Source organism: Microbacterium aoyamense (assembly GCF_023155855.1).
In the GTDB taxonomy this organism is placed as follows: Bacteria; Actinomycetota; Actinomycetes; order Actinomycetales; family Microbacteriaceae; genus Microbacterium; species Microbacterium aoyamense.
Genome location: NZ_JAKNUT010000001.1, coordinates 86345 through 100004 on the forward strand (window position 1 = coordinate 86345; position 13660 = coordinate 100004).

Sequence of the window (13660 nt, forward strand, 5' to 3'; positions counted from 1 at the left end):
GATCACAATATGCTCACACCTGAAACGTACACACGAACCGCCCCTCTCCGGCATGAGCCACAGGCTCACAGCTGGGGAGGGGCGATTTCGGCGTGAGAACGCCTCTAGATCTCGTCCTCTTGCTTCGTCTCTTTCCCGCGGCGCGACAGGTTCCATCGAACGCCAGCGAGGAAGTTGAGGACCGGGTAGCTCAGGAACACGGTTCCTGCGATGTTGTTCTGGAAGACCCAGAAGGAGACCGCCGATCCAGCAAGGCAGATGACGAACAATGCGGGCTGGATGATCGCGGACCGCTTGTTGCTGTCGATCCCCGCCTGGACAACAAGGTCGCGACGCTTCGATTCATCCGTCCTCGGCGCCTCAGCCATGCGCATGATGCGTTCCTGCTGATCGGGCGAGTATTCGTGAAGATCCTTCGCCTGCGGAACGGGCCCCGAGAAGCTCTCGCCGAAGACCTGAACAGCCTCGCGAACCGCACCCTCAACAGCGCTCTCGACAGCGGTCTCGATGAGCTCCGCAACAACCTGCGGAGTGACGTGCTTTAGCTCGCCAGGCGAGTCTCCCTGATCGCGATCGAGCTCGCCGACACCTTCGTGATCGGCGTCGTCGGGATCGGCTCTTGGTTGTTCATCTGGTCGACCAGGTCCTGCATCTGCAGATCCGGGTTCAGCAGAACCGATCGGAGCCCCGACGGCACCGCGGGGATCTTCGGGAATGTCCGGCGATTCGTCCGGTTGGGTCGCATGATCGTCACTCAACTCGCCTCCCCAGGTTGAGAGCAGCGAGGGGGTTCGCGGCTCCTGATGTAACTATGACACAAGCCGGCTATGCGCAGGCTGTTGATTTCTGTCCTCTCTTCGGGGGACATTTGTCCGTTTCGTGACGGCGTTGCGCCACACGACAGTGTCGCGCCGCCCTCCCTGCGCTTCCCATTCGACGATCACGACCCGGTCGTTCCATCCGGCGGCGAACGCTTCGATGCGCGTCGCGGGACCGTCGGACCAGGACACCCACGCCCACACGGGCGGTTTGTCCTTCGACCACTCGATCGGCTGTGGACCGTACGCCTGCCGGGGGAGCGTGACGAGCCTGCCGCCGGCCGCGGCCTGCGCGATCTTCTCGTCGTTGAGCCGGTCGTAGTGCGCTTCGTAGCGGCGGTTCTTCGTCACCTCGGGCCGGGTTCCTTCCTCCGGCCGAGAGGATATCCAGGCTACCCGGTGGGCGCCGACATGATCAGGCGCGATCGGGTCGGGTGACCTCGACGCCGGATGCTTCCTCGATCTCCGCGACCGTGACACCGCCGGCGATTGCAGCGGCGATGGCATCGTCGAGCGCCTTGTGAGCGGCGTCGAGAGCGAGCTCGAGCGAGTCGACCGTGTGCGCCGTGTGCACCACGCTGAGCAGCAGTGGATTCATGACGGTCACGGTACCGCTACGACCTCCACGGACGTATGCTCAACGACGAACGCCCCCCATGGCGAAACACCTGGGAGGGCCCGTTCTTCTGATGTCAGGTCGTGTAGCAGGTGATGTCGCGGCCGATCAGGTTGCCCTCCGTCACGGTCGCAACTCGGTCAGCGCCGCTTCGCGCCAGGCACTCGCGCACCTGCAGGATCCACCAGTCGGCGGCGCTCTCCCGGTCGAACACGGCAGACTCGCGAGACTCAACCTCCGCCTTGTCCTCAGCGAGGGTGGCCTCGGCAGCTTCAAGAGCTGCCTCGCGCTCCGCCAGTTCGTCACCGGCGCCCCGCATCTCTTCCTCCAGTTGCTCGTAACGCTCCTCCGCAGCGTCCCGCCCAGACTGTGCCGCGCTGAGCCCCGTCTCCGCGCGCTCGAGCTCCTGCTCGATGCCGTCGGCATACTCGTTGGCCGACATCAGCCGTGGTGCGAAGACGAGCGACGTGAGACCGATCCCGATGACGAGCGCTACGACGCCGACCGCGATGTACTTCGTCATCGGCTCCGTCAACCACTTCGGCCAGCGAGGCGGACGCACTTCGTCCACAGTCGGCTTGGTCGTTTGAACATCCTTGATCTCGGTCCCCATGGGCGCGAGCATATCGGCGGCAGCACCTGAGGCACGAGCGTAGATGTCGGATGCCGCATGCAGGATGATGCGATGGGGACTGGGGAGTTGCTCGACTTCGAGCGCGCATGGCCACGTCACAGCACACGCAAGGAGACGGCGATCCGCGATCGAGGGCTCACGCCGGCACGGTACTACCTGCTCCTGCAGCGCGCGGCCGCGTCACTCGAAGGGCAGGAGCACGATGCCATAACCGCTCATCGCGTGAGTCGTCGCGGGTGGCGACAATTGGGCCCATGATGCAGCCGGACTCCGAGAGGTTTGACGAGCTCACGTCGCGCGCTTACGTCCGCGAAGGTCGACCTCCGACCATGGATGAGTGCATTGCGGAAGCGCTAGCGATCTACGTTCGCTCGTGGTACTCGGACCGCTGCATTTGGTGCGGGTCAGAGCGATCGGTTGGGAGTGGACCGGCCGCCTGCGACTGCGGATCTACCGCCGCTCACGCATCTTCTCTACCTTCGCCTGGAACAGGCGATCATCGATGAGAGCGTTCCTCACCGCCATCTTGATCACGAAGTACAGGACGACCAGCCCCAGTGCGCCCAAGATTACGGTCGCGATGATGTAGCTCCACAGATCCATGCCTGCATCCTATTGCGCGGAAAACGATGGGTAAGCGATGGGATGCGGCGATCGGAAGGCCCGACCTCCCAGTGTTTTGTAGCGGGAGCGGGGCTTGAACCCGCGACCTCACGATTATGAGTCGTGCGCTCTCACCAACTGAGCTACCCCGCCGCGAAGCATTCGATGAATGCAACGAGCCCCGAGTCAGGATTGAACTGACGACCCCTTCCTTACCATGGAAGTGCTCTGCCACTGAGCTATCGGGGCGTGTCACCCGCGCGCGGGCAACTAGACGAGAATACCAGAGCCCTGGCATCCCGCTGAATCTTGGGTCACCCTCCGGCGTGCTCGCGCAGCCAGGGCAACGGGTCGATCGGCGTCGTGCCGTTCTGCAGGATCTCGAAGTGCGTGTGGGCACCGAACGAGCGGCCCGTGTTGCCCGTGTGCCCGACCACCGTACCGACCGTGACCTTCTGACCGGGGACGACCTGCAGCGAGCCGTACTGCATGTGCGCGTAGTGGCTCGAGACGAGCTGGCCGTCGATGATGTGGTCGATGATGACGTGCACGCCGTAGGCGCCGCCCGACTCGCTCGCGACGCGCACGGTGCCGTCGGCGATCGCCTGGACCGGTGATCCGGCACCCGGCGTGAAGTCGATGCCCTCGTGCATCGCGCCCGAGCGCATGCCGAAGCCGTACGACATCGGCACGCCGACGGCGAAGGGCCACTGGATCGGCGACGTCGGGTCGTTGACGAAGAGGTTCGAGAAGTTCTGGATGCCCGACTCGCGCGCGATCTCGGCCATCGACACCGTCGCGTAGCTCTCGGAGCGCGCGACGTCGACATTCTCGGTCGACGCGGGGGCGACGTACGCCTGGATCGCCTCGGCGTCCGCGCTGTCGCCGCCCTCGACGTCGCCGGGCGCGACGACCGACACCGATGCGGTCTTGTCGCTTCCGGAGGCGGCGGCGACCGCCTCGGCGGGAGTCGTCATGCCGACGGTCATCAGGCCCACGACGCCGAAGACGCCGATCGAGAACGAGGTCGCGGCGACGCGCTTGAACACGGCACCCGTCACGCGACGAGGCTTCCGTGCCGCGACATGCGCGACGGCGAGCTCTTCGACGGGAGCGACGCGCTCTTCGGAGATGATCGGGGTCTCGCCGGTGAACGAGAACAGGCGCGCGGCCGCTTCGAAATCGTCGGCGATGGATGCCGGGTCCTCCGCGTCATCCGTCATGATCTCTTCGATCGGCTCGACGTCGACGGGCTCGATCAGCTCGAACGGCTCGGCGGCGGCCTCGACGATCGGCTCCACCACCGTGGGCTCGACGAGCTCGAACGGCTCGACCGGCATGAGGACGGTGTCGACGACGGGCTCGGACGCCGCCTCGATCCGCGGCGCGCGAAGCGTCGCCCGACGCGGCAGCGGCTCGGGCATGGCGAACGACTCGGGGCCGATCTCGGGCTCGACGATGGGTGCGGCCGCGCGCTGCGCGCGAGCGTCACGACGCGAGCGCCGTGCGGGCTCGGGGAGGACGACCTCCTCGACCGCGTCGAGCACGACGGCGGCCGAAGCGGCGGCGATCTCGACGATCGGCGCGACGGCGGCGAGCGCCGCGTCCGCGGCGGCGAGCGGCGCGGGCGTGGCATCCGTCGACTGCTCTTCGCGACCCCACACGACTGCCGGGCGATCCGCCGTCAGGGCGGCGTCGCGGCGCCGGCGTTCTACGCGCGAAACCCCTGCGGTCTCCGACGACGCCGGGACAGGCGTGGTGGAGGTTCGGCTGGAGCGCCGGGTCGGCGCGGCATCAGCCAGGGGGTTGTCGTGCAGCAAGGGGGAAGCAGGCTCTCGGGTTCATGCCGTGGCCGGGGGGAGGGCGGCAGTCGGACGGGTACGAGATCCCTCCGAGGTTCGGGCAACGGAGGTAACGATCGGATAAACACTAACCCAGGCCCCCTGGGAATGCCATGTGCGAACCCCCGCGACACGCGATCAATCGAGCGCGAGCGCGAAGAGCTCATCGAAGAGGCCGCGACCTGCGGCCACGGTAAGGGGTCTGTGCGGCGACGACCCGTCGGCGCGGCCGAACGCCCCGCCCGCCTCGGTGACCAGCAGCGCGCCGGCAGCGTGGTCCCACGGCTGGAGCCCGCGCTCGTAATAGCCGTCGAGACGCCCCGCGGCGACGTACGCGAAATCGAGGGATGCCGCGCCGCCGCGCCTCACATCGCGCGCGATCGGCATGACGCGAGCGACGCGGGCGAGGTCGCCGGCGTGCGTCGCAGAGTCGTATCCGAAACCCGTCGCGAGCAAGGCCCCGGCGGCTGACGGCTCGTCGTTCACATGGAGGCGCTCATCGCCGAGCCACGCGCCGTGCCCGACCGCCGCGTGGAAGAGCTCGTCGGTCGCGGGCGCGTAGACGGCCGCTGCGACGGCATCCCACTCCCCCGGTATCGGCGGGCCAGTGACGGCGGCGATGCTCACGCCGTACGCGGGGATGCCGTAGGCGTAGTTGACGGTGCCGTCGATCGGATCGACGACCCACGTCACTCCCGTGGTGCCCTCTTCGGCGCCCGACTCCTCGCCGAGGAACCCGTCGCCGGGCCGTCGCTCGACGAGGCGCGCGCGGATGAGCGCTTCGACCTCGCGGTCGGCCTCGGTCACGATGTCGGCGATGGCCGATTTGGTCGCGGCGATGGCGACCCCCTCGGCACGTCGCCGGCGCGCGAGATCGCCCGCCTCTCGCGCGATCTCGGTGGCGATGGCTTCGAGGTCGGTCGCGTCCGTCATGGCTCAACGCTATCGGCGGTCGCCCCGGGCTAGCGTTGAGCCATGGCCGAAGCAGTCCTCCCCCATACCCACGACGTCGTCATCGTCGGCGGTGGGCACAACGCGCTCGTCGCCGCCGCGTATCTCGCCCGCGCGGGCCGTTCCGTCGTCGTGCTCGAACGTCTCGACCACGTCGGCGGTGCCGCCGTATCGGAACGCCCGTGGGCGGGAGTGGATGCTCGGCTCTCGCGATACTCCTACCTCGTGAGCCTGCTCCCCCGGCAGATCATCGACGATCTCGGCCTGTCCATCGAGCTGCTTCGCCGCCGCTATTCCTCGTACACGCCCGTTCCCGGCGACCCGTCCCGCGGCATCCTCGTCGACACGGGGGATGCCGCGGCCACCGCGGCATCGTTCCTGCGCGCGACAGGTGACCCCGACGAAGCCGAGCGGTTCGCCGCCTTCTACGACCGCATCGCTCCGCTCGCGCAGCGGCTCTTCCCGACCGTGACCGAGCCGCTCGCTCGACGCGAGGACGTCAAGCGTCTCGTCGGCGACGACGACCTGTGGCACGACCTTTTCGAGCAGCCGCTCGGGTACATGCTGCGGGACGCGCTCGAGACGGACATCGCGATCGGCATAGCCCTCACCGACGGCCTCATCGGCACGTTCTCGAGCGCAGACGACGAGAGTCTGCGCCAGAACCGCTGCTTCCTGTACCACGTCATCGGCGGAGGCACCGGCGACTGGGACGTCCCGGTCGGCGGCATGGGCCGCGTGACCGCCGAGCTCGAGCGCGCCGCGCGCGAGGCGGGTGCCGATCTCCGGACCGGCACCGAGGTCGTCCGGGTGTCGCCCGACGGCGAGGTCGGCCTCGCGGGCAGCGAGACCCTGCGCGGTCGCGTCGTCCTGAGCGGCGTCGGCCTCGGAGTGCTCGACGAATTGATGGATGACGGGGCCCCGGCATCCATCGTCCGTGAACGCCCCGAGGGCGCGCAGGTCAAGGTGAACATGCTGCTCACGCGGCTCCCCCGGCTGCGCGACGAGAGCGTCGCTCCCGAAGCCGCGTTCGCGGGCACGTTCCACATCAACGAGACGATGACGCAGCTGGATGCCGCGTACGAGACCGCCTCGGGCGGAGGCATCCCGCATCCTCTTCCGGCCGAGATCTACTGCCACTCGCTCACCGATCCCTCGATCCTGGGCCCCGAACTGCAGGCGTCGGGCGCGCAGACGCTCACGCTCTTCGGGCTGCAGGTTCCGCACAGGATCGTCGAGGGCGCCGACCCCGATGCGATCCGCGCCGAGCTGTTGCGGGCGGCCCAGGCATCCCTCGACTCCGTCCTCGCCGAGCCGATCGCCGACGTCATCTACACGGCTGCCGACGGCACGCCCTGCATCGAGGCCAAGACGACGGCCGACCTCGAGCACGAGCTCGGCATGATCGGCGGCGACATCTTCCACGGATCGCTGTCGTGGCCGTGGGCCGAGGATGACGAGCCGCTCGACACGCCCGCGCAGCGCTGGGGCGTCGCGACGGAGCACCCCGCGATCCTGCTGTGCGGATCGAGCGCCCGCCGCGGCGGCGCCGTCAGCGGTCTCGGCGGACACAACGCGGCGATGGCCGCCCTCGAGCTCCTCGCCGCGGCGGACGCCTGAGCCGGGCTACCGCGGCGGCACGGGTTCTGCACCACGACCGCGGTACTTCACGGCATCCGCTGCACCGATCGACGCAGCCGATGCCGCGAACTGCAGCGGACGTGTGACGCGACGCGCTACCGCGGCGGCAGAGGCGGAAGCGGAGGCGCGGGCGGATAGCCCTCGTAGCCGGAACGAGCGCCGGCCGCGTGTGTGGGCGCCGTGACCGGTGGTGTCGGCTCCGCGAGAGGTGCCGGCGGTTCTTCGACCGGCGCGTAGCCGACGATGACTGCCCCCGGCGACGGGTAGCCCGTGTAGTACGCACCCCAGTCGGGCGAGCCGTCGGGCATGACCGGGAGCGGCGTGACGTTGTCGACGAAGGTCGGCCAGGGCAGCGGCTCACCGGGTGCGGCATGCGCCGTCTGGGGAACGACTCCGTAGGGTGCCTTCTTCGGCGCGAAGAGCACGTTCACGAGCGGGATGAGCATGGTGCCCACCGCCGCGAGGATCGCGACCGCGACGACGAATCGCCAGTACAGCTCGGGCAGATCGAGATACTCCCACCCCACGAGCGGCACGATGAGGAGGGCGGCGAGCACCACGACGAGCGCGATCGTGATGATCGTCACGACCTGCGTGAAGGGTGTCACGTACCGCTGCGAGGCTTTCGTGAACAGACGCACGTGCAGCAGGACGAGCTGCACGATCAGCACGATCAGCAGGAACTGGATGAACCGGCCGTAGCCCGAGAAGAACGAGCGTTCCGGCATCCAGATCATGACCGCGCCGATGAGCAGCAGCAGGACCCACCCCGCCATGCTCGACAGTGCGAACCACGCCGGGCGGCGCGGCGCGAGATGCGCATCGAGGATCGCAGCGCCCGAGAACGCGACGAGCAGCAGGATCGACAGGAACGCCTTGCCGATGATGCCGTTGCTCGCGCCGACGAAGATCCACACGACGCAGACGATCGCCGCCGCGATGAGGGCTCCGATCGCGACCCAGATCGCCGCGCGGATGAGTGACGTCGGGCGCGCGGGCTGCGGCGCATAGGGCGCGGGTGCGGTCATGGTCGTCCTCGTCTCTGACGGTCGTGCCTCGTGATCATCCTGGCACGCGGCCGAGGCCCTCCACGAGTTCCGATCCGGCGAGCGCGAGCAGCGTGGCGCCCGGCAGGAACAACTTGCTCGAGCGCACTCCGCCGCCGATGACGACGATGGATGCCGCGGCAACCGCCGCATCGACGAGGACCGGCCAATCGCCCGGCAGGCCGACCGGCGTGATGCCTCCGTACTCCATGCCGGTGAGTGCCACCGCCTCGTCCATCGGTGCGAAAGAGGCCGAGCGCACGTCGAGCCGCCGTCGCACGACGCCGTTGACGTCGGCCCTCGTGGTGGCGAGCACCATGCATGCGGCGAACCGGATGTCGGAGCCGCGCTTGCCCTTCACCACGACGCAATTCGCGCTGGCATCCATCGCGATGCCGTACCGCTCGCAGAACGCCGCCGTGTCCGCGACCTCGGCATCGATCTCGGCGACGCCGATCGTTGCGGCGGTCGACGGATCGAGCCGTCGGAGCGCATCGGCGACGGGCGCCGCGACGAGGTCGAGATGTTCGATGGCGGGTCGCGCGGTCAGGGATCCTGTGCCGGTCCGATTCATCCGCTCACGCTACCCGGCGAGTCGTCCGTCAGCCGCTCGCCGCCGGCTCCGAAGACGGCATCGACGGCGAGGCGGAGGGTGGATGCCTCGACCTCCTCACGGCTGTGGAGTTCGGGGAACGCCCGGTCGAGCGAGAGCCCGTCCACGACGATCATGAGCAGATGGAGCCGGGTACGCGTATCGCCCGGCGGCAGCGCACCTTCGGCCTCGAGGATCGAGAGCCACGACTCGATGCGGTGCTCTGCCTGGCGCGCGATGACGAGATAGCCCTGTCGTGCGGCGTCGGTGGCTTCAGGTGCGATGAAGGTCTCGTACAGGGCCTGCCACGTGCGACGAGCCTGCGTCTCATTGCTGAAAGGTTCGAGAAGTCCGATCAGGCACTGCACGAGCCGGTCTCGCGCGGGCACCGTCGTGTCGCTGATGCGCTCGTCCGGCATGGCCTCGACATAGACCTGTGTGAGCGCGGCGTCGAACAGCGCCCTCTGCGTGGGGAAGTAGTGGCGAAGCGTGCTCGCGCCGACCCCTGCTCTGGCAGCGACGTTACGCACGCTAGGACTCTCGGAGGCTCCCCCGCGCAGTATTGCGACCGCGGCGTCGACGATCTTCTCTCGTGTGCCGATGATCCCACCGCCTCCCGTGCTCCTGGGAATAATACCGACTAGTACAGCGTACTAGTACAGTGTGCTAACTTTGGCGCACCACTTCTCAGAAGGGCTCGTACCGATGAACGACTCCACTCCCGACAAGGCGACCGCGACGCGTCACGGTATCGCGGACGACCTCATGCTGGCCCTGTTCGACCCCGAGTCCGGCACGATCGCCGGCGAGGGCACACTGTTCTACGTGCTCGCGGGCGCTCTGCTGAGCGACCTCGCTCTGGAAGGCTTCGTGCGCACCGAAGGCAACGGCCTCGGAGGTCCGCTCGTCCTCGCCGAGGGCGACACGGCTCCGGATGACGAGCTCCTGCGGATGGGCTGGCAGTACGTCGCCGACAAGCCCCATCGCGTGCAGACCGTGCTCGCCGCGGTCGGACCGCAGCTCCGCGGTCCGGTACTGGACCGGCTCGTCGCCAGAGGCGACGTGGATCGCACGAGCGGACGGATGCTCGGCATCCTTCCCACCGAGCGACTCCGTCTCGGCGTCACGGGGCGGCGCGACGCACTCATACGAGAGGTGCGTGCAGCCCTCGTCGACAGCGCCATGACCGACTCGCGAACAGCCGCGCTCATCGCGCTCGTGTCTGCGAGCGGATCGCTGCCCACGCTGTGGCGGGAGATCCCGTGGACCGGCGCCGTCGCCGAACGTGCTCGTGCGTTCGAACGGAACGATGTCGGCGCAGATGGTGCCAGCCAGGCGGTCGCCCGCACGATGGCCGCCATCGTCGTCAACTCCCTGGTCGCCGCGAGCGTCATCGCTCCGCGCTGACCTCGTCGCACCTCATTCTCATCTCTCCAAGGGCGCTGCCTCGGCGCGCCCGGAAACGGACACTCCATGAACATCGTCGAGTTCCTCCAGGACCTGATGTCTCAGGTCCCCGCACTCGTGCAACCCCTCATCGTCGCGCTTGCAGCGGCCATCCCGTTCGTCGAGGGAGAGCTCGCATCCGTGCTCGGCGTCTGGGCCGGCCTCAATCCCTTCGTCGCCTTCTTCGCGGCCGCCGCGGGCAACTTCCTCTCCGTCTTCGTCGTCGTCGTCGTGTTCGGCGCACGCATCCGTTCCGCGATCGTCGATCACCGCGCACGACGACGAGAACTCGTGCTCGCCGACGGATCCGCGCCGTCCGGCCCGACGCCTGAAGTCGAAGAGGCGGGGCCTGAATCGAAGGGACGCCAGCGGTTCCGTCGGTTCCTCGTGCGGTTCGGCGTCCCCGGTGCGAGCATCCTCGGTCCGCTCGCGCTGCCCACGCAGTTCACATCGGCGATGCTCGTCGCGACGGGAGTCTCGAAAGCATGGATCCTGCTGTGGCAGGCGGTCGCGATCGTGCTCTGGACCGGGCTCACCACCGCTGTCGCGGCGGGAGTGCTCGCGCTCGTGATCGGCTGAGACCCCGCGTCCACGAGCGTCGGTGGCGAGTGAGGGTCGCGCATCAGAGAACGAATCAGGGCCCCCGCTGCGCGAGGGCCCTGATTCGTTCGGGTCGGTGGCGAGTGAGGGATTCGAACCCCCGAAGTCGAAGACGGCTGATTTACAGTCAGATCCCTTTGGCCGCTTGGGTAACTCGCCAGGTGCGCACCTGTCCGGCTTGTACAGTCGACCAGAGGCGCGATCAACAATCCTACCTGGTGTTTCGGGAGCGGAGAAACCAGTGCGATCAGGTGCCGATCGCGTCGATGTCGATTCGCTCGAGCGCCGATGGCAACCGCAGCAGAGCGCCCTCGAAACGACAGGTCGCGGCCGCGACATCCATCGCCTCGTGCAGCACGGCAGACCAGTCGTCGCGCCCGGCCAGCAGCGAGGCGATCGTCGAGGCGAACGCCGCGTCACCGCCGCCCATCGTGTCGACGATCCGGCCCGGAAAGCCGGAGATCGGCGCGGTCACGGCATCCTGGCCCGCATCGATCGCGGCGCCGCTCGAGCCGTAGGTCGCGAGGACCGCCTCAGCGCCGAGGTCGATCAGGCGCGTGCGCAGCAGGTCGAGCGGCTCGCCGTAGAGCAGCGCCGCGTCATCCTCACCGACCTTCGCGAGCGTCGCGCCCGGGACCACGCTCTCGAACCCCGTGACGAAGCGCTCGCGGTCGTGGAGCATGCCCGAGCGCGGGTTCGGATCGATCGCGAGCCGCGACCCGCCGGCCGCCTCGGCGAGCGCCGCCGTCTGCGCGAGATCGTCGAACGGGAAGCAGCTCACGACGACGATCGCGGCATCCGCGATCGCCGCGCGCTCCCGTTCTGCGAAGTCGACCGCCCGGTTCCAGGCTGCGTCGTTGAACTCGTACGTCGGCTCGCCCGAAGCGCTCCGGATCGACACGGCGCGGGATGACCCGTGCGGGCCGACGGTCGCGATCAGTTCGACGCCGTAGTCGTCGAGATAGGAGCGGATGCGATCGCCCGCCTCGTCGTCGCCGACCATCGCGATGAGCGACGACGGCACGCCCAGGCGCGAGAGTCCGACGGCGACGTTGAGAGCGGCGCCGCCGACGAACTCGCGGACTCCGCCCGTGTCGCGGAGTTCATCGATCAGCGCATCGCCGATGACGACGGCGCGGCCGGTCATCGCCGTGATCCCGCAGTCTCGAGCACGCGTGCGACGAACGCCTCGACGCGCGAGCGGGTGCCGTCGATGCGCCGGTCGACGCTCGCGCGGATCTCGCTCGGCGCGAGGGGCGCGGCGAGTCGAACGGTCTCGTGGCACGAGAGGTCTGCGCAGATGTAGGTGCCGACGCTGTCGCCGTGCTCGCCCGCCTCACCGGCTTTGCGCGCCGTGAACAGCGCGACCTGATCGCCGGGCTGCATCGTGTGGCAGAGGTTGCACATGGCCGACCGCGCGTGCGACGAACCCTCGGACGAACGCAGCACGATGCCGCGCGGCTCACCATCGAGCTCGACCACGATGTAGCCGCGACCCCGCGTGCGCGGGTCCTTCGCGGCCCAGAAGTCCAGGTGATCCCAATCGGCCAGCACGAGCTCGACGGGAACCGACAGCACCCGCAGCTCATCGGGCGTCGCGTTCGCCAGCGCGGCGCGGACATCGTCTTCGGTCAAAGGACGCATGCCACCTCCCAGGTCGTCGCGTCTCCAGTCTACGAATGACGGATGCCTAGGGGGCCAGCCCCTCGGCATCCGTCGCGAGTCATCGCGGTCGGAGAATGTCGCCGATGTCGGCGAGATCCCGGCGCTAGGCTCCGACATCCGTGACATTCTCCGACCGGGGCGACGGCAGATCGACCCGCTGCGCGGAGAGTGACCACGCAGAGCGGTGGACGGACGGATGCCTCCGCCCACGAGGAAGATGGCATCTCGACACGCGGGCTGCCGCCCGCTACTCGATCGCCGGTAGGGGTAACGCCCCGGGGGTCAGGCCGAGGCGGGCTCGGCCTCGTCCTCGCGGGTGGCGTCACCCCCGGCATCCGTCCCCTTGCGCTCGCGGATCAGGAAGCCGAAGCCGAAGGCGATGAAGAACATCAGCACGCCGTAGACCGCGGCCGGCAGCGACAGCTCGACCGAGCCGAGCACGGTCTGGGCGATCACGATGGCGAGCGTGGCGTTGTGGATGCCGATCTCGAACGACGACGCGATGGCCTGGCGCTTGCCGACCTTGAGCCAGCGCGGCACGACATAGCCCACGGCGAGGCTGATGAGGCAGAACACGATCGTGATGATCGAGAGGCGGGCGAAGTTCTCGACGAGGAGGGCCCAGTTGGATGCCACGGCGCCCGCGATCACGACCACGAGGATGATGACCGATGCGATGCGCACGGGCTTGTCCATCGCCGCGGCGAACTTCGGCCAGAACCGGCGCACGACCATGCCGAGCGCGACCGGCAGCAGGACGATCGCGAACACCTCGGCGGCCTTCGACCACTGCATGCCGAGCTGGTCGTCGAACGGCTCGAAGTACCAGATCGCGAAGTTCGTGATGAGCGGCAGGGTGATCACCGCGATGACGGAGTTGACCGCCGTGAGCGAGATGTTGAGGGCGATGTCGCCGCGGAACAGGTGGCTGTAGAGGTTGGCGGTCGTGCCGCCGGGCGATGCCGCGAGCATCATCATGCCGACCGCGAGCACCGGCGGCAGCTGGAACGCGATCACGAGACCGAAGCAGATCGCGGGAAGCAGGATGAGCTGGCACAGCAGGGCGATGATCACCGCCTTGGGCTGCTTGAGCACCCGGGCGAAGTCGCCGAGGGTGAGGCTGAGGCCCAGGCCGAACATGATGATGCCCAGGGCGACGGGAAGTCCGATGGTGGTCAACGCTGACATGGAACTCAGTGTGCCGGAT

Annotated in this window: 17 protein-coding genes and 3 tRNA genes; 4 read left to right on the forward strand and 16 right to left on the reverse strand. The window is 68.3% G+C overall.

What is annotated here, in order from left to right:
* Positions 1–104: 104 nt before the first annotated feature.
* From MA876_RS00680 to MA876_RS00695, 4 genes are all read right to left on the reverse strand, one after another.
* On the reverse strand, positions 105–758 hold the full coding sequence (locus MA876_RS00680; protein WP_248145035.1) for a hypothetical protein: 654 nt from the start codon (positions 756–758) through the stop codon (positions 105–107).
* A 51-nt stretch (positions 759–809) separates the two neighbouring features.
* Positions 810–1169 carry a hypothetical protein gene (locus MA876_RS00685; RefSeq protein WP_248145037.1) on the reverse strand — a complete coding sequence of 120 codons (360 nt, stop codon included), beginning with the start codon at positions 1167–1169 and terminating at the stop codon, positions 810–812.
* Positions 1170–1233: 64 nt separating this feature from the next.
* Entirely contained in the window at positions 1234–1416 is a 183-nt protein-coding gene (locus tag MA876_RS00690) for a hypothetical protein (protein ID WP_248145039.1), read from the reverse strand.
* 94 nt (positions 1417–1510) lie between these two features.
* On the reverse strand, positions 1511–2047 hold the full coding sequence (locus MA876_RS00695; RefSeq protein WP_248145042.1) for a hypothetical protein: 537 nt from the start codon (positions 2045–2047) through the stop codon (positions 1511–1513).
* 72 nt (positions 2048–2119) lie between these two features.
* Here MA876_RS00695 and MA876_RS00700 point away from each other — a divergent pair, with 72 nt between their 5' ends.
* Positions 2120–2326: a DUF3263 domain-containing protein gene (locus tag MA876_RS00700; RefSeq protein WP_248145043.1), complete on the forward strand. Its 207-nt coding sequence runs from the start codon at positions 2120–2122 to the stop codon at positions 2324–2326.
* A 192-nt stretch (positions 2327–2518) separates the two neighbouring features.
* Here MA876_RS00700 and MA876_RS00705 read toward each other — a convergent pair whose 3' ends face one another.
* From MA876_RS00705 to MA876_RS00725, 5 genes are all read right to left on the reverse strand, one after another.
* Positions 2519–2671: a hypothetical protein gene (locus MA876_RS00705; protein ID WP_248145045.1), complete on the reverse strand. Its 153-nt coding sequence runs from the start codon at positions 2669–2671 to the stop codon at positions 2519–2521.
* 79 nt (positions 2672–2750) lie between these two features.
* Positions 2751–2824 (reverse strand) — tRNA-Met (locus MA876_RS00710).
* Between the two features lie 24 nt (positions 2825–2848).
* Positions 2849–2920, reverse strand: a tRNA-Thr gene (locus MA876_RS00715).
* 65 nt (positions 2921–2985) lie between these two features.
* Entirely contained in the window at positions 2986–4335 is a 1350-nt protein-coding gene (locus tag MA876_RS00720; protein WP_248145048.1) for a M23 family metallopeptidase, read from the reverse strand.
* Between the two features lie 315 nt (positions 4336–4650).
* The gene (locus MA876_RS00725; RefSeq protein ID WP_248145050.1) at positions 4651–5445 is read right to left on the reverse strand and encodes an inositol monophosphatase family protein; all 795 of its coding nucleotides are present in this window, start codon (positions 5443–5445) and stop codon (positions 4651–4653) included.
* Between the two features lie 42 nt (positions 5446–5487).
* On the opposite strand from MA876_RS00725, the gene MA876_RS00730 reads away from it, so the two are divergent.
* On the forward strand, positions 5488–7083 hold the full coding sequence (locus MA876_RS00730) for a phytoene desaturase family protein (protein ID WP_248145052.1): 1596 nt from the start codon (positions 5488–5490) through the stop codon (positions 7081–7083).
* Positions 7084–7199: 116 nt separating this feature from the next.
* On the opposite strand, the gene MA876_RS00735 is transcribed toward MA876_RS00730, so the two are convergent.
* The 3 genes from MA876_RS00735 to MA876_RS00745 are packed head-to-tail and all read right to left on the reverse strand — an operon-like array spanning position 7200 to position 9377.
* Entirely contained in the window at positions 7200–8132 is a 933-nt protein-coding gene (locus MA876_RS00735) for a hypothetical protein (RefSeq protein ID WP_248145054.1), read from the reverse strand.
* A gap of 34 nt (positions 8133–8166) precedes the next feature.
* Positions 8167–8724: a YbaK/EbsC family protein gene (locus tag MA876_RS00740; RefSeq protein ID WP_248145057.1), complete on the reverse strand. Its 558-nt coding sequence runs from the start codon at positions 8722–8724 to the stop codon at positions 8167–8169.
* Positions 8721–9377, reverse strand: coding sequence for a TetR/AcrR family transcriptional regulator (locus MA876_RS00745; RefSeq protein ID WP_308221643.1), 657 nt, complete (start codon positions 9375–9377; stop codon positions 8721–8723). Before MA876_RS00745 ends, MA876_RS00740 begins: the two co-directional genes overlap by 4 nt.
* 70 nt (positions 9378–9447) lie before the next feature.
* On the opposite strand from MA876_RS00745, the gene MA876_RS00750 reads away from it, so the two are divergent.
* Positions 9448–10149, forward strand: coding sequence for a GOLPH3/VPS74 family protein (locus MA876_RS00750; protein WP_248145062.1), 702 nt, complete (start codon positions 9448–9450; stop codon positions 10147–10149).
* 66 nt (positions 10150–10215) lie between these two features.
* Positions 10216–10767 (forward strand): small multidrug efflux protein, encoded by a 552-nt coding sequence (locus MA876_RS00755; RefSeq protein ID WP_248145064.1) that lies wholly within the window; start codon positions 10216–10218, stop codon positions 10765–10767.
* A gap of 98 nt (positions 10768–10865) precedes the next feature.
* Here the strand turns inward: MA876_RS00755 and MA876_RS00760 are convergent.
* The 4 genes from MA876_RS00760 to MA876_RS00775 all read right to left on the reverse strand — a co-directional run bounded on the left by MA876_RS00760 (position 10866) and on the right by MA876_RS00775 (position 13641).
* A tRNA-Tyr gene (locus MA876_RS00760) sits at positions 10866–10947 on the reverse strand.
* Positions 10948–11035: 88 nt separating this feature from the next.
* Entirely contained in the window at positions 11036–11935 is a 900-nt protein-coding gene (locus MA876_RS00765) for a carbohydrate kinase family protein (RefSeq protein WP_248145067.1), read from the reverse strand.
* Positions 11932–12432 carry an FBP domain-containing protein gene (locus MA876_RS00770; protein ID WP_248145069.1) on the reverse strand — a complete coding sequence of 167 codons (501 nt, stop codon included), beginning with the start codon at positions 12430–12432 and terminating at the stop codon, positions 11932–11934. Before MA876_RS00770 ends, MA876_RS00765 begins: the two co-directional genes overlap by 4 nt.
* Before the next feature lie 303 nt (positions 12433–12735).
* Entirely contained in the window at positions 12736–13641 is a 906-nt protein-coding gene (locus MA876_RS00775; RefSeq protein ID WP_248145072.1) for a bile acid:sodium symporter family protein, read from the reverse strand.
* Between the last annotated feature and the right edge of the window lie 19 nt (positions 13642–13660).